This is a genomic window from Roseateles chitinivorans (assembly GCF_002761755.1).
Classification (GTDB): Bacteria; Pseudomonadota; Gammaproteobacteria; order Burkholderiales; family Burkholderiaceae_C; genus Roseateles; species Roseateles chitinivorans.
Window position 1 is genome coordinate 114,856 of the sequence record NZ_PEOG01000010.1, and the last position, 18,290, is coordinate 133,145.

General features: G+C 70.3%; 12 protein-coding genes. 7 read left to right on the top strand and 5 right to left on the bottom strand.

Features of this window, described 5'->3' with window-relative positions:
- Positions 1 to 58 precede the first annotated feature (58 nt).
- On the bottom strand, positions 59 to 685 hold the full coding sequence (gph, locus tag CS062_RS04830; protein WP_233217910.1) for a phosphoglycolate phosphatase: 627 nt from the start codon (positions 683 to 685) through the stop codon (positions 59 to 61).
- 188 nt (positions 686 to 873) lie between these two features.
- On the opposite strand from gph, the gene CS062_RS04835 reads away from it, so the two are divergent.
- From CS062_RS04835 to CS062_RS04845, 3 genes are all read left to right on the top strand, one after another.
- Positions 874 to 2,397, top strand: coding sequence for an OmpA family protein (locus tag CS062_RS04835; protein ID WP_099860313.1), 1,524 nt, complete (start codon positions 874 to 876; stop codon positions 2,395 to 2,397).
- Between the two features lie 106 nt (positions 2,398 to 2,503).
- Entirely contained in the window at positions 2,504 to 3,631 is a 1,128-nt protein-coding gene (locus CS062_RS04840) for a patatin-like phospholipase family protein (RefSeq protein WP_099860314.1), read from the top strand.
- A 22-nt stretch (positions 3,632 to 3,653) separates the two neighbouring features.
- The gene (locus tag CS062_RS04845) at positions 3,654 to 4,814 is read left to right on the top strand and encodes a ComEC/Rec2 family competence protein (protein ID WP_099860315.1); all 1,161 of its coding nucleotides are present in this window, start codon (positions 3,654 to 3,656) and stop codon (positions 4,812 to 4,814) included.
- Positions 4,815 to 4,825: 11 nt separating this feature from the next.
- Here the strand turns inward: CS062_RS04845 and CS062_RS04850 are convergent, their stop codons facing one another.
- From CS062_RS04850 to CS062_RS04860, 3 genes are all read right to left on the bottom strand, one after another.
- A complete protein-coding gene (locus CS062_RS04850; RefSeq protein WP_158238665.1) occupies positions 4,826 to 6,349 on the bottom strand; it encodes a CHAT domain-containing protein in 1,524 nt (507 codons plus the stop codon).
- On the bottom strand, positions 6,342 to 8,822 hold the full coding sequence (locus CS062_RS04855) for a PAS domain-containing protein (protein WP_158238666.1): 2,481 nt from the start codon (positions 8,820 to 8,822) through the stop codon (positions 6,342 to 6,344). Before CS062_RS04855 ends, CS062_RS04850 begins: the two co-directional genes overlap by 8 nt.
- A gap of 408 nt (positions 8,823 to 9,230) precedes the next feature.
- On the bottom strand, positions 9,231 to 11,291 hold the full coding sequence (locus tag CS062_RS04860; protein ID WP_099860318.1) for a sigma-54-dependent Fis family transcriptional regulator: 2,061 nt from the start codon (positions 11,289 to 11,291) through the stop codon (positions 9,231 to 9,233).
- Between the two features lie 291 nt (positions 11,292 to 11,582).
- Here CS062_RS04860 and exaC point away from each other — a divergent pair, with 291 nt between their 5' ends.
- Positions 11,583 to 13,103 (top strand): acetaldehyde dehydrogenase ExaC, encoded by a 1,521-nt coding sequence (gene exaC / locus CS062_RS04865; RefSeq protein WP_099860319.1) that lies wholly within the window; start codon positions 11,583 to 11,585, stop codon positions 13,101 to 13,103.
- A gap of 61 nt (positions 13,104 to 13,164) precedes the next feature.
- Here the strand turns inward: exaC and CS062_RS04870 are convergent, their stop codons facing one another.
- Complete coding sequence (locus CS062_RS04870; RefSeq protein ID WP_099860320.1) at positions 13,165 to 14,715, bottom strand: methyl-accepting chemotaxis protein; 1,551 nt, start codon at positions 14,713 to 14,715, stop codon at positions 13,165 to 13,167.
- A 185-nt stretch (positions 14,716 to 14,900) separates the two neighbouring features.
- Here CS062_RS04870 and CS062_RS04875 point away from each other — a divergent pair, with 185 nt between their 5' ends.
- The 3 genes from CS062_RS04875 to CS062_RS04885 all read left to right on the top strand — a co-directional run.
- Positions 14,901 to 16,001 carry a carbohydrate kinase gene (locus CS062_RS04875; RefSeq protein WP_099860321.1) on the top strand — a complete coding sequence of 367 codons (1,101 nt, stop codon included), beginning with the start codon at positions 14,901 to 14,903 and terminating at the stop codon, positions 15,999 to 16,001.
- Between the two features lie 30 nt (positions 16,002 to 16,031).
- A complete protein-coding gene (locus CS062_RS04880) occupies positions 16,032 to 16,964 on the top strand; it encodes a pseudouridine-5'-phosphate glycosidase (RefSeq protein ID WP_099860322.1) in 933 nt (310 codons plus the stop codon).
- Positions 16,965 to 17,123: 159 nt separating this feature from the next.
- Positions 17,124 to 18,290: efflux RND transporter periplasmic adaptor subunit (locus CS062_RS04885; RefSeq protein ID WP_143742251.1), on the top strand; the 1,167-nt coding region annotated here is incomplete at its 3' end.

Consider the following 18,290-nt stretch of genomic DNA (forward strand, 5'->3'; position numbering starts at 1 on the left):
CTGAGCGGCGCCATGTCGGGCGCCATGTCGGGCGCCCTGACCGACGTCCCGTGAGCGCTCAGCCGAGCAACTCGTCCAGCCGGTCGAGATAGCGATCCGCAGGCACGCCGCGGATCGGCTCGCCGTGGTTGTAGCCGTAGCTGACCAGCGCGATCGGGCAACCGGCCGCGTGCGCGGCGCGGGCGTCGTTGCTGGAGTCGCCGATCATCCAGGTCGTCGCCGGCATGCTGCCGAGCGCCTCGCAGGTCTTGAGCAGCGGCATCGGATCGGGCTTCTTGCGTTCGAAGTCATCGCCGCCGAAGACGCGGTCGAAGTAATGCGCCAGGCCTTTGCGCCGGAGCAGTTCGCGCGCGAAGGCGGCCGGCTTGTTGGTCAGGCAGGCCATCGGCAGGCCGAGCGCCTTCAGCGCGTCCAGCCCCTCGATGACGCCGGGAAACACATCGGCGTGCTCGCCGTTGAGCACCTCGTAATGGCGCTGGTACAGCGTCCAGGCTTCCTCGTAGCGCTGCTGCGGCGCGCCGGCCTCGGCGAGCACGCTGCGGATCAGGTGCTCGCTCCCCTGCCCGATGGTGTGCTCGACGAAGGCGCGCGAGACCTCGGGCAGCGCCATGTCGGCCATCACCCGGTTGAGCACGGCGACGAAGTCGCCCAGCGTGTCGACCAGCGTGCCGTCGAGGTCGAGCATGAAGGCGGTGGGGGCGGGGGCAAGGGCAGAAGTGGTGTTCACGGAGAGACAATCTCGAGCTGAAGCAGGGCACGGGCGATGGTAGCCGCACGGCATCGAGCGTCCCGCGCCGCCAGCTTGCAGCCAGTGCCGATCATCGATCCGCAATACAGCGGACATCGGCCAATGGGGAGAGGGAGCCCCACAACATGACCAGTCTTCGATTCCGCAATGCGCGGCGCGTTGCGCCTTCGCACTTCCATTCGCCTCGACTGCATCCCGATCGCGCCCGACCCAAGGGCGATTGGGACTGGATTCCGGACATCGGCACATGGCTGGCGCTCGCCACCAAGCTCGCGCTCTTCTACGGCGGTGCCTGGCTGTTCGCCTACTGCTTCTTCGTGATCGGCTTCTTCCCCTCCGGTGTCGGCGCGACCGACAGCGTGCTGCTGATATTTCTCGCGGCCGGCCTGGGCATCACGACCTTGTTCGTATCGGCATGGGGCCTGTATGTCGTGTCGCCGTTCATGAACGCGATGAGCGTCAGCCTTCGCCCCGGCAAAGACAGCCGACCGGCGTTTCCGGTTTATGGATGGATCGCCTGGATCACCTGGCTCGGCCTGACGCTCAACATCGCGTTGCTCATGCAGACGACCGGCACAGAGGAACAGGACGTCTGGGTCCTGCTCGGCGGGTTGTTGACCAGCTTCGGGTTCGGGGCACATGCCGCCAAGCGGCACGTCGACGCCAAGGGCGACGGCAGCACTGCAGTGGCTCAAGGCATTCTTGGGGCTTGTGCCCTGCTGCTCTTGATGATGTTCCTCTTCAAGGCGCAGTGGCTCCTGATCTTCATGATCCTGTTCCAGGGCATATTCGCGATGCTGCTCCTGGCGTTCCTGCGAGAGCCTCGATTCGCGCGCGAGCGGCGCACCGCGGTGCCGTTGATGGCGGCCCTGCTGCTCGGCGCACCGCTCTACCTGTCCCTCGTGCTCAGAGACGGCCGCGCCGTCCCACTGACCTTCGCCGCCGTGTTCGATCGATTCGGCTTCTATCGCGAGGCTACCGACCTCGCGGTGTTGAACAAGTCGGCGCAACAGTTGTGGCAATTGAACGCGCAGCGAGGATTGCCGCTTCAGGCCTGCCGCCTGGACGACGGCACTCTGCTGGTCAGCAGGGCGCAGGTCCTGTGGCACGGCGTGGGTGATCGCAGCCTGCTGCGCATTGCCGGCGACAACTCCTCGGGCTCTGTCTCGAATGGCCGGTTCGAAGTGGACAGCGCGGATCTGCGTTTGATCGATCCGTTGCCGGAGCAGTGCAGCCAACTGGCAACCGAGGTGCATTTCGCCTCCCGTTCCGCCCAGCCCATCGACGAGCAGGAACTGCAGGCGCTCACCGATGACTTCGAACGCGCCTCCCGCGCGGCGCCAAGCGGCTGGTTGCTCACCGAGATGAAGGTCCGTGGGCATGCCGATCCGATGCCGCTGGGCGTCTCCGGCAACCTGGATCTCGGCTTGGCCCGCGCGAGCGCCGTCGCTGCCCGGCTGACGCAGGCGTTCAATCTGGCGCCCGATCTGCGCAGAGGGACGCTCCGCATTGCCCTGGAGAGCAGCGCTGCACGCGATCCTTCCGGAACGACCTGCCCGCTCAAGGGCGATCACCCGTCCTTGGCGGAATGTCACGCCCGGAGCCGGCGTGTCGACACCCAACTCGTCTTCAGCCCGACCGCCCGGTAGTCGCGCGTCCGACCGGCATCCTGAGCGTCGCGCCATCCCCAACTGGAAGGTTGCGCCCCCCGCCCCCGCTGCCTAGGCTGAACCATTGCCACTGCGGGAGACGGCCATGCCCCTCGATCCTGACGCGCGTGCCGACGGCATCGCGCTGGCGCTGTCCGGCGGCGGCTTCCGGGCCGTGCTCTTCCATGTCGGCGTGCTGTGGCGGCTCAACGAGCTCGGCGTGCTGGGCCGGCTGGCGCGCCTGTCCAGCGTGTCGGGGGGATCGATCGCCTCGGGGCTGCTGGCGGTGCGCTGGCCGCGACTGGCCTTCGAGGGCGACGGGCATTCCCCGCGTTTCGAGACCGAGGTCGTCGCGCCGCTGCGGGACTTCTGTGCCCGCAACATCGACGTCGCCTCGGTGCTGTCGGGCGCCTTCAATCCCTTCCGGTCGGCCGGCGAGGCTGTCGCCGAGGAATACCGCCAGCGCCTGGGCCTCGACGCCTCGCTGCAGTCGCTGCCCGACACGCCGCGCTTCGTGTTCAACGCGACCAACTACGCCACCGGCGTCAGCTTCCGCTTCTCCAAGCCCTACGCCGGCGACTACCGCATCGGCCTCATTCCGAAGCCCCGCTTCGACGTGGCCACCGCGGTCGCCTGCTCGAGCGCATTCCCGCCGGTGCTCGCGCCGATCGCACTGGACGTCCGGCCGGAAGACTTCACCCGGGTCGACGGCGCCGACCTTTACGACCAGGTCGACTACCGCCGCCGCCTGATCCTGGCCGACGGCGGGGTCTACGACAACCTCGGGCTGGAAACCGTCTGGGGCCGTCATGCCATGGTGCTGGTCAGCGACGCGGGCAAGCCGTTCGACATCGACCCCGGCATCGGCACGATGGCGCCGCGGCAAGTGCTGCGCGCGATGGACATCGGCCTGAACCAGGCGCTGGCCTTGCGCAAGCGCATGCTGATCGCGGCCTACGCCCGCGGCGAGGCGCAAGGCGCGTTCTGGGCCATCGACACCGACATCGCCGACTACCCCGCGACCGAAGTGCCGAGGCTGCCCGTCGATCCGGCGCGGGTCGCCGACCTCGCGGCGATCCGTACCCGCCTCGACCGCTTCAAGGAGCAGGAACAGTGCGAGCTGATCAACTGGGGTTACGCGGTCAGCGACGCGGCGGTGCGCTCCCGCACGCCGCAGGCGGTCTTCCGGCCGCAGGCGCCCGCCTGGCCCTATCCGCGGCACGCGCTGTCCTGAGCGCATCGGCGCGACCGCCGCGATGGCCGAGGTCTTCCGCATCGAGCTGCTGCCGGCGCGGCATGGGGACTGCCTGCTGCTGAGCTACGGCGACGCGGCGCGGCCACGCCGGGTGCTGATCGACGGCGGACCGATCGGCGCCTATGGCGCGCTGTCGGCTCGCCTGGCCGCGTTGCCCGAAGACCAGCGTGAACTGGAGCTGCTGGTCATCACCCATGTCGATGGCGATCACATCGAGGGCTGCCTCAAGCTGCTGAACCACCGGGAGCTGGCGACCTTCCGGGACATCTGGTTCAACGGCTGGCCGCACATCGCGCAGGAACTGAAGGAGCCACCGCCCGCGTCGCGCCAAGCGGACCTGGGGGACGCCGACAGCCACCAGCGCAGCGCGATGCAGGGCACCGAGATCAGCGTGCGCATCGACGGACGCCAATGGAACGCGGCCTTCCACGGCGCGCCGGTGTTCGTGCCCGCGACCGGCCCGCTGCCGACGCGCGAGCTGCCGGGCGGCCTGCGGCTCACCTTGCTGTCGCCGACGCTGGACAAGCTCGTCAAGCTGCGCACCGCCTGGAGCCGCGCGCTGGAGCGGGCCGAGGTCGACCCCGGGAACGAGGCGGCGCTGCGCGCGCGGCTCGATGGGCGCGCCGCCTATCGGGCTTCGGGCGCCCGGCTGCGGCCGACGCCGGACCAGATGATGTCGTCGGCGGCGCTGGCGCTCGGGCCGATGGACGACGCGGTGGCCAACGGCTCCAGCATCGCCGTCATCGCCGAATACGCCGACCGACGCATCGCGCTGCTCGGCGACGCGCATGCGCCGACGCTCGCGGCGACGCTGGGTCGATGGGCGGCCTCGGCCGGCACCGCGATGCTGCGGCTCGACGCGGTCAAGCTGGCGCACCACGGCTCAGCGGCCAACCTCAGCAAGGATCTGCTCGACCGGATCGCGTGCGACACCTGGCTGATCTCCACCGATGGCAGCCTCTTCCAGCATCCCGACGACGAAGCGATCCATGCGGTCGTGCGGCAGGTGCCCGGCGCGCGTCTGCTCTTCAACTACCGGTCCGAACGCACGGCCCCCTGGGATGAGCCCGCGATGCGCGCCGCGCATGGTCACCAGGCCTTCTACCCGCGGGATCCCGCCGCCGGCATCGCCTTGGATCTGATGACCGGCGAGCCGTGCTGAGATGGCTCCGGTCAGGACCGGAACTCCGGCGTGACCAGCATCGCGGAAGCCCAGGCGTTGTCGCGGTCGCGGTAGCGCTTGTAGATGCGGCGCCGCGCCAGGCCGAAGGCCGCGTTCAGCGAATGGCTGCGCAGCAGCATCCGGTAGAACAGCCGGGCCTGCAGCGCCGCGGTGCGGTCGTTGACGCGACAGCGGTAGCCCAGCACCGCATGGATGCCGGCAGTCGCCGCGAGCGCCGCGAAGCCCGAATTGCCGCTCTCGCAACTGCTCAGGTAGACGAAGCGGGCCTCGCGCATGTAGCTGACGATGTCGCCGAAGTCGATGCCCTCCGGCTCCTCCGCCGGCCCGATGAACAGGAAGCCGGTGCCGCCGCGCTGCTGCGCGCCATGGCGTTGGAAGCAGGTATGACCGGCGAAGTGGATCAGGTCCCAGTTGCCCTCGCGCAGCGCCGCGTCGAGCGCCGCCCGCGTCACCGGCCCGTCCATGCCGAGCACGCGGATGTTGTCCTCGTAGAACAGCGGCTGGCCGGTGCGGGCGTCGCGCGTCGTCAGCAGCTTGCGCACCCGCGCGCATTCGAGCCGCACCGAGGTCAGCGGATCCAGCCGCACCTGGCCGCCGAGCAGCTTCGCGCTGAACACGCTGCCATGGGTGTCGGCGCAGATCAACAGCGCGCGCCGCGCCGCGGGCGGCCCGGAGAACAGGTCCTGGCTCGCGTCGCCGTCGCTCTCCAGCAGGCGCCGCGCCACCGACGCAGCCTGCGCCAGCCAGGGCTCCGGCCGCAGCGACGGGTCGAAGACCGCCTCCAGCATCAGCGGATAGCAGGCCTCCGACACCGCGAAGGTGAGCCGGTCCGGCAGTTCACGCCCGGCATCGCCCAGCTGCATCGCCGCGGCGGCGCGGCCCAGCTCGCGCTGGACCTTGAAGTGCGGGTTCTCGTCGCACAGCGCGATGCGGATGCTCTCGCCGATGTCGGAGAACTCGTCATACCAGTCGGGCTGGAACATGTGCTGCGCCTCCCAGCGCATCCAGGCCGAGCGCGGCACGGTCAGCATGCCGTCGCCATGGAACTTGAAGCCGATCCCGTCGATGTCGAAGCTCCAGCCGGTCTCGCTGGCCTTGACGCGGATAGCGAGGCAGGGATCGACGCGCTGACCGGGTTGCAGCAGTTCGAGCGCGAAGCCGCCGGCGGTGCCGGGATCCGCATAGGCGGTCAGGCCCGGCACGCGGGCGCTCTCACGCTGCAGCTCCGAGGTCAGCGCCGGTGCCAGCAGCATCATCGGCGTCTGCGTCAACAGCCGCGCCCGGCGGCAGAAGTCGAGCCCGCCGCCGTCCTCCACCACCGCGCCCGCGTCGGCGGCGAGGCGACTGCCGACGATGACGAAGTCGAACCGCTGCTGCTGCAGTTGCTCCAGGCCGGTCTCGCAGGTGGTCTCCTGCTGCACCGCATGCGCGCCGAAACGCCGCAACTGCTTCTTGATCTGCTCGACCTCGAGCCCTTGCTGCTGCGGACAGAACACCAGGAGGAAATCAGCCATGAGCGTTCCCCCGCGGGAAGCCGAGCACGAACTCGGTCTCGCCATCCGTCAAGGTGTGGACGCGCAGGCTGCCGCCCTGGTTGCGCATCAGCTTGTCGAGCAGCGGATGGGCCAGCCGCAGATCGGCCTGGGCCGCCTCCGGCGCCGCGAAGCGCGCGCCGTGCCGACGCGCCGGCGGCAGCTTGCCGCGCAGGCGCAGGAAGACCTCCCGGTCGTCCGGCACCAGCGTGAGCAGCACCGTCGCGGTTTCCGGCGCGGCGCGCAGCAGCACCGACAGCAGGCTCTCGACGACGATGTGCAGCTGCGTGTGATCGGCCTCGACCTCGACCCGGCGCGCCGCCGAGACCAGCTGCACCTTCTCCCGTTCCGAGGCGGCCAGGCTGGCGAGCAGCGCCTCCAGCTCGCTGTCCAGCTGGATCGTGCTGACCGCGCGCGCGGCGACGCGCGCCTCGCGGTTGTACATGGCCAGGCGGGTGAAGGCGTGCTTCACCCGGCCCAGCTGCCTCAGCACCGTCTGCAGGTCGCGCGCCCGGCCCGGGTCACGCGCGGTGCCTGGCCGATGCGCCGACTCGAGCTCGCTTTCGAGCCAGGACATCGCCATGCCCAGTGGCGCCTGGGTCTCGACCGCCAGCTCATAGGCGGTCTCCTCGAGGAACTCGAGTTGCACCGATCGCCGGATCGGCCGCAGGTCGCGCGCGATGAACACGTGTCCACCGAGCTTGCCGGGAAAGTCCCGCCGCGTGACGAAGACCGAGTTCGGCGCGTCGCCGCCCATTCCGCCGGGCGCCTCGGGTCCTTCGGCCGCCTCGTCCTCGCGCGCCTTGCGGCAGACATGCAGTTCACCGATCCGATCGCCAGCCTCGGTGCCCTGCAGCAGCGCCACCAGCGGCTGCGGATCCTGGAACAGGTCGATCAGGCTGCGCCCCTCCAGCGCCTTGCGCCGCGCGCCGAACAGGGCCTCCGCCGCCGGATTGACCCGACGGATCCGCAGCTTCGCGTCGGTCGCGATGACGGGGTCGGCGACGTTGTTCACGCACTCGGTCATCAGGGTCAGGTCGCTGATGCGCTCCATCGCGCCGGCGACCTCGTGGGCGATGTCGGTCAGCTGCCGGACGTGCTCGCGCGAGAACGCGTTGACCCGGGGATCGTCGACGTTGACGATGAAGCGCACCCGCTCGCCCTCGGAGAACAGGATGGGCACCGCCAGTTCGGAGCGGATCGGCTCGCCGTCCGGCGTGCGCAGGTAGTCGGGGGCCAGCGCGACATCCGGAATCTTCTGCGCCGCCATCGTCCGCACCACGCGGCCGAGGATGCCCACGCTCACCGGCTGCGCATAGTCGCCCCAGACGGCGCCGGTATCGACGGCGCACCCGTCGTCGCCGCGGCGCGCCGACGCCACGCGCACGACGGACTCGCGCGCGCTGTCGACGCGGAACAGCCCGACGTGCTGCCAGTCGAAGATCTCGATCAGGGCGTCGGCCAGGCAGCGACAGGCCTCCTGGATGTCGACGCAGCGGTTCAATGCGCGGAACATCCGCAGCTGGCGCCGATCGCGTGCCTGCGCCGCATGGTCCAGCGCGCAGAGCACCGTCTCCACCAGCGGCAGCTGGTTGAAGAGCGTCTGGTGCGGCTCGCCATAGGCGTCGGGCTCACGGCTGAGCAGGGTCAGGATGGCGACGGTGCGTTCGTCCGCACCCTCGCCCCGGGTGATGCGTCGCCACATGCTGGACTTCAGGTCCATCGCGCGCATCTGGCGGCAGATCGGCTCGTCGGCCATGTCCGACCAGGGCGGCTCGCTCATCACCGTGTCGAAGTCGTGGATGCCGCCGTCGTTCGCTTCCATGAAGGCGCGCTGCGCGTCGTTCAGCTCGTACCAGGCGGTCGGCACGTCCTGGCGGAACGGCGGATGGTTGAAGACGATCTCCGACTCCCAATGCTCGCCGTCCGCCACGACGCGGGACACCAGCATCAGGTCGTAGGGCAACTCGACGCGCAGGGCCTCGGCCATCCGCGACAGCAGGTCCGGGCGGCCGGCGTGGCTCAGCGTCAGCTCCCGCAGGCGGTCGGTCAGCACCTGGTGCTGCAGGCTGCGGAAGAAGCCCAGCGAGCCGACGACCGCGCCTCGGGCATCCATCAGCGGCAGGCCGGTCACCTCGACGGCGACCTGGCGGCCGGGATCGTCCAGTCGCGTGAGCGTGACGCGGTAGGCGCCGAGCTCGCCGTTGCGGCGGCCACGGGTTTCCTCGTCCAGGACACGGCCGGCCTCGCCGGCGAAGAGCCGGTCCAGGTGCAACTCGTCGACATGGGCGACGCCGCTCATCGCCAGCGCGGCGGCGTTGGCATAGAGCACGTGGTTCGCGAGGTCCCGCTGGATCACGGCGATCCGTGAGCCGTCGAAGACCGCCCGCTTCATCTGCCCCAGCAGCGCCGCCGCCGCGGCGGAGGTGGGTCGCTCGTGCGCGGAGTCGTCCATGAGGGCCTCCCTGGCCATCCCTGGCCGCCAGTCCCGCCTGTCAACGGCACGAAGGCTACGCCGATTGCGCGCGCGGCGCGCCTGACAACATAGGGATTCGAGGCCTTCCAGAGCCGATCGCATCGGCCCTCCCGGCGATTCCGTGGCGGAGGCGCCACGTTGCGATGCGCGGCCAATCGCAGGCCACCAAAGACGAAGGCGGACATCCTTTCGGATGCCCGCCTTACCCATTGACGTCCGGCTTGCGCCTCTGCAATCCACCACCAGAAACCTGGACCGCATGACCGAAAGGATAGGGACGCCCGGTCTTCGCCAGAAGCCGGATTCGACGCAACGCCGCGGCAGCGATCCGCTGATCGGCTTGTGAGGCGTCGCCCTACAGGCCGACGACCCGCCCGCCGCAGTGCCCTAGGCCTTGAGCAGCCGGTACAGCGTGTTGCGCCCGATGCCCAGCCGCCGCGCCGCCTCCGAATGGTTGCCGCCACAGTCCGCCAGCACCCGGCGGGCATGGGCCCGCGACTGGTCGCGCAACATCGCCGGGGGCGTCGAGCGTCCCGACCCTGCCCGCGCGAACTCGTGACTCGCCTCGGCCCCGTCGGCCCCGGGCCGCTCCGGCAGCAGCACCGGAATCGGCAGTGGCGCGCCCTGGTCCAGGTCCTCGACCAGGTCATCCGGCAGATGTCCACGGCGGATCACCGACTCGCCGGGCTCCATCAGCGCGCAGGCGATGCGCAGCGCCTGCTCCAGCTGCCGGACATTGCCCGGCCAGCGATAGGCCATCAACTCGCGCGCCAACGACGGGTCCAGTTCCACGCGACGCGCCGGCTCGATCGCGGCCAGCAGGCGCGCGAGCAGCATCGGCAGGTCCTGCCGTTCCCGCAACGGCGGCAGGCACAGCGTGAGCCCGTTGAGCCGGTAGTACAGGTCTTCACGGAACAGCCCCTGCGCGACCAGCTGCCGCAACGGCCGGTGGCTCGCGCCGATCAGCTGGAAGTCCACCGCCACCGCTGGCCCGCCGCCCAGCGGCTGCACCTGCCGGTCCTGCAGCACGCGCAGCAGCCGCGCCTGCAGCGGCAGTGGCATGTCGCCGATCTCGTCGAGGAACAAGGTGCCGCCATGCGCCTCGCGCAGCCGCCCCTGCGCGCCGTCGCGTGAAGCCCCGGTGAAGGCGCCCGGCCGGTAGCCGAAGAGCTCCGCCTCGATCAGCGACTCCGGCAGGGCCGCGCAATTCACCGCGACATAGGCGTGGCCGCGTCGCGGACCGCTGTCATGAATGGCACGCGCGAACAGGTCCTTGCCCACGCCCGACTCGCCCTGCAGCAGCAACGGGATCGGCTTGTCCAGCACCCGCCTCGCCCGCGTCACCGCCTGATGCATCGCCGCGTCGCCGAGGTCCAGCCATTGCAGGGCATCCGGCGTCGTCGACGCGGGCGCCTGCTCCGTCGCGGGCGTAGGCTCGGGCGCCGCGGGCCGGGTCACCTCCACATCGACCACCGCTGCCCCGTCCCTTCGCGCCGCGGGCGCCGGTCGACGCCACCCGCGCGGCGCGTCCAGCCGCAGCCACAGCGGCGGCCCGTCCTCACGACGCAGCAGCCGCGCGCCGTCGCCGCCGTCCCGGGCCCAGTCCATCAGCTCGGTCCATCGCAGCGGCAGCAACGCCTCCAGCGGGCTCGGTCGCGCCGCCTCGGTGCCCAGCCACCCCTGCGCCGCCGCGTTGCAACCCAGGATCCACCCATCGTCGCTGAGCGCCAGCAGCCCTTCGGTCGGCGTGCCCAGGCCCTCCGGCTGCAGATGGATCTGCAAGCGCAGCCCGTCGGCGTGCCGCGTCTGGAACAACCGATGCTCCACCATCCGCGCCGCCGAGCGCACCAGCGCCAGCGTGTGCCGCTGGAAGCCGCGCTGCTCGCCGGAGATGTCCAGCACGCCCAGCACCCGCCCTTGCGGATCCCGGATCGGGGCCGCGGTGCAGCTGAGGAAGGCATTGCGCTCCAGGAAGTGCTCGCCGCCGAGCACCGCCACGGGCCGCTGCTCCGCCAGGGCCGTGCCGATCGCGTTCGTGCCCCGCCATCGCTCGTCCCAGATCGCGCCGGGCCGCAGCGCCACGCGCTGCGCACGATCGACGAAGCGGCCGTCTCCCAGCGCCCCCAGCAGCAGTCCCTGCGCGTCGGCCAGGATGACCAGACCGTCGCTGTCGCGCGTCTGCTCGAAGAGGTCCTCCATGACCGGTCGCGCATGGGCCACCAGCTCATGCTGCCGCTCCAGCGCGCGCCTCAGTTGAGCAGCCGACGCATGGGGGGCGCCCGGTGGGCGGCCGACGGGGTCCAGGCCGAAGTCCCGGCTGCGCAGCCAGCTGCGGCTCAGGCCCTCGTCCAGCGCCTCGACGCTGAGTCGACCGGTGTCCAGCAACTCCCGCCGCGCGGCGCGCAGCAACCTTGGCGCCAGTGCGGCGCCGCTCGGGGTTTTCACCATCCTGTCGTCTCCTTGCGTCGGGGCCCTCGGCGTCGACGGCCCGTCCGGTCTTCGCCGCGGGCGCGATCGCGGGTTCGAGCCGGAATTCGCGCCCGGGTTGCGCCATTCCGGAACACCTGTGCCATCGCGGCGATGCCGGGACCAGTTTGTGGACCGATCCTGACCAAAGCCTGTCGAAAAGAGAAGCGGCTTTCCGCTGGTGAGCAGGGTCTTCGGCGCGAAGCCGGTGCTGGCACGGCCCATGCAAAGCGGGCTCGGGCGTTCGACGCCTCATCAACCACGGAGACAACCATGATCTACGCCAAGCCCAACGCCGCCGGTGCCCCGCTGCAGTTCAAGCCGCGCTACGACAACTTCATCGGCGGCCAATGGACCGCGCCGCGTGACGGCCAGTACTTCGACGTCATCACGCCCATCACCGGTCAGGTCTACACCCAGGCCGCGCGGTCGACCGCGGCGGACGTCGAGCTGGCGCTGGACGCCGCCCATGCCGCCGCCGAGCGCTGGGGCGCGACGCCGGCCGCCGAGCGGGCCAATGTGCTGCTGCGCATCGCCGACCGCCTCGAGCAGAACCTGGAGCTGCTGGCTTATGCCGAGACCGTCGACAACGGCAAGCCGATGCGCGAGACGCTCAATGCCGACCTGCCGCTGGCGGTCGACCACTTCCGCTACTTCGCCGGTTGCCTGCGGGCGCAGGAGGGCGCGCTCAGCGAGATCGACGCCAACACGGTCGCGTACCACTTCCATGAGCCGCTGGGGGTTGTCGGCCAGATCATTCCGTGGAACTTCCCGATCCTGATGGCAGCCTGGAAGCTGGCGCCGGCGCTGGGCGCGGGCAATGCGGTCGTGCTCAAGCCGGCGGAGTCCACGCCGGTGAGCATCCTGGTGCTGACGGAACTCATCGCCGACCTGCTGCCGCCGGGCGTGCTCAACATCGTCAACGGCTACGGCAAGGAAGCCGGCATGCCGCTGGCGCAGAGCAAGCGCATCGCCAAGATCGCCTTCACCGGCTCCACCGCCACCGGCCGCGTCATCGCGCAGGCGGCCGCCACCAACCTGATCCCCGCGACGCTCGAGCTCGGCGGCAAGAGCCCCAACGTCTTCTTCCCCGACATCGCGGCGCAGGACGACGACCTGTTCGACAAGGCCATCGAAGGTCTGGTGCTGTTCGCCTTCAACCAGGGCGAGGTCTGCACCTGCCCGTCGCGCGCGCTGATCCACGAGTCCATCTACGACCGCTTCATTGCCCGCGCGATCGACCGCGTGAAGGCGATCAAGCAGGGCAACCCGCTGGACACCGAGACCATGATGGGCGCGCAGGCCTCGTCGATGCAGCTGGACAAGATCCTGTCGTACCTGGAGATCGGCAAGCAGGAGGGCGCGCAGTGCCTGATCGGCGGCGGCCGGGCACAACTGGGCGGCGATCTGGCGGGCGGGTATTACATCCAGCCGACGCTGTTCAAGGGCACGAATGACATGCGGATCTTCCGCGAAGAGATCTTCGGCCCGGTGCTGGCGGTCACGACCTTCAAGACCGAGGAAGAAGCGCTGCGCATCGCCAACGACACGCCTTACGGCCTGGGCGCGGGCGTGTGGTCCCGCGACATCAACACCGCCTTCCGCATGGGCAAGGGCATCAAGGCCGGGCGCGTGTGGACCAATTGCTATCACGCCTATCCGGCGCATGCGACCTTCGGCGGCTACAAGGAATCGGGCATCGGCCGCGAGACCCACAAGATGATGCTGGACCATTACCAGCAGACGAAGAATCTGCTGGTCAGTTATTCGCAGCAGAAGCTCGGGTTCTTCTGAGGCAGCGCCCTCTCCCGCTGCCGGGAGAGGGTCGCTGGCGAGGCCAGGGGCCTCCGGCGTGTCAGCTCATGCGGAAGACCGCCACCGCCTGCACCAGTTGCGTGGCCTGCTTCTCGAGCGAATCGCTCGCCCCGGCGGAGCGCTGCACCAACGCCGCGTTCTGCTGGGTCGTGCGATCGAGCTCCGACACCGCCTGGCTGACCTGGGAGATCCCCGCCGCCTGTTCCCGCGTCGCATTGCCGATCGTCGTGATCAGCGCAGACACGCTTCCCACCTGCGCCACGATCTCCTGCATCGCCTGGCTGGCCTCGTCGACCTGACGCCCGCCAGCCTCCACGCGTTCGACGCTTTCGCCGATCAGCTGCTTGATCTCCTTGGCCGCCGCGGCGCTGCGCTGCGCCAGCGTGCGCACCTCCCCGGCCACCACCGCGAAGCCGCGTCCCTGGTCGCCGGCCCGCGCCGCCTCCACGGCCGCGTTCAAGGCCAGGATGTTGGTCTGGAACGCGATGCCATCGATGACGCCGATGATGTCGCCGATCCGTTTGCTCGACGCGGTGATGCCCACCATGGTCTCGTTGACGCTGCGCACCACCTGACCGCCCTGCGCCGCCGCGACGCTGGCGCCCTGGGCCAGATCCTCCGCCTGACGCGCGGCGTCGGCATTGCTGCGCACCGTCGCGCTCATCTGCTCCATCGACGCGGCGGTCTGCTGCAGGCTCGCCGCAGCCTGCTCGGTGCGGGCGCTGATCTCGTTGTTGCCGGTGACGATGTCGCCGCTGGACGACTGCACCGTCACCACCTGCGCGGCGACGTCGTCGATGACCCAGCGGAACATCAACCCGAGCTGGTTGAGCGAGCGCAGCGCCATGCCGATCTCATCGACGCGGTCCAGCTGCAGCGGCTCGCGGGTGTCGCCGCTGGCGACGCGGCACGCGTGGCGGGCGAGCGACTCCATCGGCCGCACCACCTGCGCCTCGAGGAAGACCATCGCCAGCAAGGACACCACGACGAAGGCGCCGATCCAAGAGGCCGCGGCGGCCAGGGTCGCCGCGCTCATCCATGCGGACACGATCGCCGCGGCCGTCAGGGCCAGCAGCGGCAGCCGCACCCGCCAGCGCACCGGCATGGTCTTGAGCATCGAGGTCCAGGCCATCGTCCCCTTGCGCAGCACGACACCCTTGTGGAAGCGCAGATGCGTGGCCCGCCCCTCGCGCAGGTCGGCGTAAAGCCGCTCGGCTCCGGCGACCTCCTCCGCCGAAGGCCGGGTGCGAACCGACATGTAGGCCACCGGCTGGCCGTTGCGCATCACCGGCGTCGCGTTGGCACGGACCCAGTAATGGTCACCGTTCTTGCGCCGGTTCTTCACCAGCCCGGTCCACGACTCGCCGCCTTGCAGCGTCCGCCACATGTCGCCGAAGGCCTCGGGCGGCATGTCGGGATGGCGGACGATGTTGTGGGGCTGGCCGAGCAACTCTTCGGCGGTGAAGCCACTCGCCTCGACGAAGGCGGCGTTGGCATAGGTCACCCGACTCTTTGTGTCCGTCGTGGACATCAGCGTGGCATCGGCTGGGAAGTCGTATTGGCGCTGGGTGACGGGCAAGTTCTTCCGCATGGCGTCCTCCTTGTCTATTCGCTGCGGCGAGCTCCCCGCCTGACTGGTCTGTGGGAGCCGTAGCAGCGTATGCAAAGTCGGTCCTCCAGGCGAGCGCCGGACTCCCCCAGACCGATGACAAACAATTGTTTAAGCCAAAGACAATTGTTTGCTCGATGCGGGCGATCCGCCTAGAATCCGCCGCCATGTCACTTCCCAAGGAACCCTCGTCCAAGGAGCAGTTGCTCGCGCTGGTCCAGGCCAATCCGTTCATCGGCCAACAGGAGTTGGCGGACCAGCTGGGGCTGTCGCGCTCCGCGGTGGCCGGTCATCTGGCCCAGTTGACCCGCGAAGGCCGCATCCTCGGCCGCGCCTACGTGCTGCCGCAGCGGCAGCCCATCGTCTGCATCGGTGGCACCAACCTCGATCGCAAGCTGCGGGCCGTCGGCGAGCTGCGCATGGGCAGCTCCAATCCCGCCCGGCAGCATGAGTCCGCTGGCGGCGTGGCCCGCAACATCGCGGAGAACCTGGGCCGACTGGGTTTGCCGGTGCATCTGCTGACGGCCGTCGGGGCCGATGCTGCCGGGCAGTCGCTGCTGGCCGGGCTGCAGGCGCTCGGCGTCGATTGCGCCGGCAGCCTGCAGGCGGTCGGCGCGGCGACCGGCAGCTACACCGCGGTGCTGGACGCCCAGGGCGAACTGGTGCTGGCGCTCGCCCATATGGAACTGACCGAGCGCCTCGATCGCGCCTTCCTCCGCCAGACGGCCCCGCAGCGCGCGGCGGCCCGCTGGGTGGTCGCCGACCTCAACCTGCCGCGCGAGACGCTCGACGAACTGCGCGCCGAAGCGCGCCTGCGCGCGCAGCGGCTGCTGCTGGTCGCGGTGTCCGAGCCGAAGATGTCGCGCCTGGGCACCGACCTGCGCGGCGTCGAGCTGCTGGTGCTCAATCGCGGCGAGCTGGCCGCCCTCGTCGGACGCGAGCTGTCCGATGACGACGCGCTGCGCAACGCCTGGCTGACGCTGCGGACGGCCGGCCTGCGGCGCCTGGTGATCAGCGACGGCGCGCACGGCGTCCGCTTCTCCGACGGCGACGCGCTGGTGCTGCTGCCCGCGCCGCCGCTGGACCCCGCCTCGATCCGCGAGGTCACCGGCGCCGGCGATGCGATGACCGCCGGCATCGCCGCGGCGCTGCACCGCGACCCCGACGACCTCCGCGCCGCGTGCGCGCTGGGCCAGCGACTGGCCGCGCTGACACTGCAGAGCGATGCGACGGTCAGCGAGGCGCTGAGCCCGGCGCTGCTCGTCTGAACACCGATCCACGAATACGAAAGAGACCCCATGAACACGCAAGACCGCTTCGACGCCACCCTGATCGACTTCTCGCCCGAAGCGGCGGCCGCGCGCGCCGAGGGCCGGCCGCTGGTAGCCCTGGAGTCCACGATCATTTCCCACGGCATGCCGTATCCGCAGAACGTGCAGACGGCTCGGGAGGTCGAGGCCATCGTCCGGGCGCACGGCGCCGTGCCGGCGACGATCGCGGTGCTGGACGGCAAGATCCGCGTCGGCCTGAACGACGCGCAGCTCGAGCTGCTGGGCCAGTCCCCCGACGCGATGAAGCTCAGCCGCCGCGACCTGCCCTACGCGCTGGCCACCGGCCGCATCGGCGCGACGACGGTCGCCGCGACGATGATCTGCGCCCGGCTAGCCGGCATCGAGGTCTTCGTCACCGGCGGCATCGGCGGCGTGCATCGCGGCGCGGAGACCTCCTTCGACATCTCGGCCGACCTGCAGGAACTGGCGCGCACGCCGGTGGCCGTGGTCTGCGCCGGCGCCAAGAGCATCCTGGACCTGGCGCTGACGCTGGAGTACCTGGAGACGCACGGCGTGCCGGTGCTGTCGGTCGGCCAGGACAACTTCGCCGCGTTCTACACCCGCGACAGCGGGCTGAAGGCGGACTTCCGCATCGACGCGCCGGCCGAGCAGGCGAAGTTCCTGCGCGCGAAATGGGCGCTGGGCCTGGGCGGTGGCGCGGTCATCAGCAACCCGGTGCCGGCCGAGCACGCGATGCCCAAGGCGGTCATCGACGGCTTCATCGCGCAGGCGCTCGCCGAGGCCGATGCCCAGGGCATCAGCGGCAAGGCGGTCACGCCCTACCTGCTCGCCCGCATCAAGGACCTCAGCGGCGGCGCGAGCCTGGTCACCAACATCGCGCTGGTGAAGCACAACGCGGTGGTCGGCGCGGCGCTGGCGCGGGCGCTCAAGGGCAGCTGACATCCGGCGGTCGCGGCCCCCGACACCGCCCTCCCCACGCTCCAATCGCACGGTTTTCCTCAGGTGCACGCAGGATTAACCTGAACGAAACATTCATCGCAGGACCGCGGCCTAAGCTTCCGCGCCCCTCGAAGAAGACCGTCGTTGGAGAAAGTGTTCATGCGCCGCCAGCCCATCGCCCTGTCCCTGATCGTCCTGATGCTGGTCGCCGGCGGCGGCTGGCGGTGGAAGGCGCGATCGGCCGAGGCCCGGTCCGCGACCTCCGCCGCCGAAGGCGCCACCGTCTCGGCACGCGCTGCCTCGGGCGCGGGCGGCACCCAGCTGGTCGGCGTCGTCACCGCGCAGCGCCGCGACGTGCCGGTCACCGTCGAGGCCAGCGGTACCGTCACGCCGATCAACCAGGTCGACATCCGCGCCCAGACGACCTCCACCGTCCGCGACGTGCTCGTGCGCGACGGCCAGACGATCACCAAGGGCCAGCCGCTGTTCCGCTTCGATGAGCGCGCGGACCGCGCCAACCTCGACAAGGCCCGCGCCCAGCTCGCCCGCGACAAGGCCAGCCTCGCCGACCTGCAGCGCCAGTACGAGCGCGCCAAGGACCTGCTCGCGCAGAAGTTCGTCGCGCAGAGCGCGGTCGACACGGCGCTGGCCAACCTCGAGGCCGGCCGCAGCGTGGTCGACGGCGACACCGCCGCGCTGCAGTCCGCCACCGTCGCGCTCAGCTACAACGAGGTCCGCGCGCCCTTCGGCGGCCGCGCCGGCGCGGTCAACGTCTGGCCCGGCAGCCTCGTGCAGGCCAGCGCGACCGGCACCCCGCTGGTCAACATCGTGCAGATCGATCCGATCGCCGTCAGCTTCAACCTGCCCGAGACCGAGCTCGCACCGGTGCTCGACGCGATGCGCCCGGTCGAGGGCACGAAGGCGGTACCGCTGGAAGTCCAGGCCATGCTGCCGACCATCGAGGGCGGCCCGGCCCGCAAGGACAGCCGGGGCGGCCAGCCGGTGGACGCGATCGCGCGCGGCCGGCTGAGCTTCGTCGACAACCTGGTCGACGCCACCACCGGCACGATCAAGCTCAAGGCTGAATTCGAGAACGGCGCGCAGAAGCTCTGGCCGGGCCAGTACCTGCGGGTGCGCATGACGCTGCGCAGCATGCCGGGTGTCGTCGTGATCCCGCAGGCCGCGATCATCCTGCGCGGCAGCGATCGCCAGGTCTACGTGGTCGGCCCGGACAAGACCGCCCAGCTCAAGCCGGTGACGCTGCGCTACACCTTCGGCGAGATGGCGGTGGTGGACGGCGTGGACGCTGGCGCGCTCGTCGTGCTC

Coding starts and splice junctions, on each gene's coding strand:
- gph (WP_233217910.1), bottom strand. CDS start 685: ATGCTCGACCTCGACGGCACGCTGGTCGACACGCTGGGCGACTTCGTC.
- CS062_RS04835 (WP_099860313.1), top strand. CDS start 874: ATGACCAGTCTTCGATTCCGCAATGCGCGGCGCGTTGCGCCTTCGCAC.
- CS062_RS04840 (WP_099860314.1), top strand. CDS start 2,504: ATGCCCCTCGATCCTGACGCGCGTGCCGACGGCATCGCGCTGGCGCTG.
- CS062_RS04845 (WP_099860315.1), top strand. CDS start 3,654: ATGGCCGAGGTCTTCCGCATCGAGCTGCTGCCGGCGCGGCATGGGGAC.
- CS062_RS04850 (WP_158238665.1), bottom strand. CDS start 6,349: ATGGCTGATTTCCTCCTGGTGTTCTGTCCGCAGCAGCAAGGGCTCGAG.
- CS062_RS04855 (WP_158238666.1), bottom strand. CDS start 8,822: ATGGACGACTCCGCGCACGAGCGACCCACCTCCGCCGCGGCGGCGGCG.
- CS062_RS04860 (WP_099860318.1), bottom strand. CDS start 11,291: ATGGTGAAAACCCCGAGCGGCGCCGCACTGGCGCCAAGGTTGCTGCGC.
- exaC (WP_099860319.1), top strand. CDS start 11,583: ATGATCTACGCCAAGCCCAACGCCGCCGGTGCCCCGCTGCAGTTCAAG.
- CS062_RS04870 (WP_099860320.1), bottom strand. CDS start 14,715: ATGCGGAAGAACTTGCCCGTCACCCAGCGCCAATACGACTTCCCAGCC.
- CS062_RS04875 (WP_099860321.1), top strand. CDS start 14,901: ATGTCACTTCCCAAGGAACCCTCGTCCAAGGAGCAGTTGCTCGCGCTG.
- CS062_RS04880 (WP_099860322.1), top strand. CDS start 16,032: ATGAACACGCAAGACCGCTTCGACGCCACCCTGATCGACTTCTCGCCC.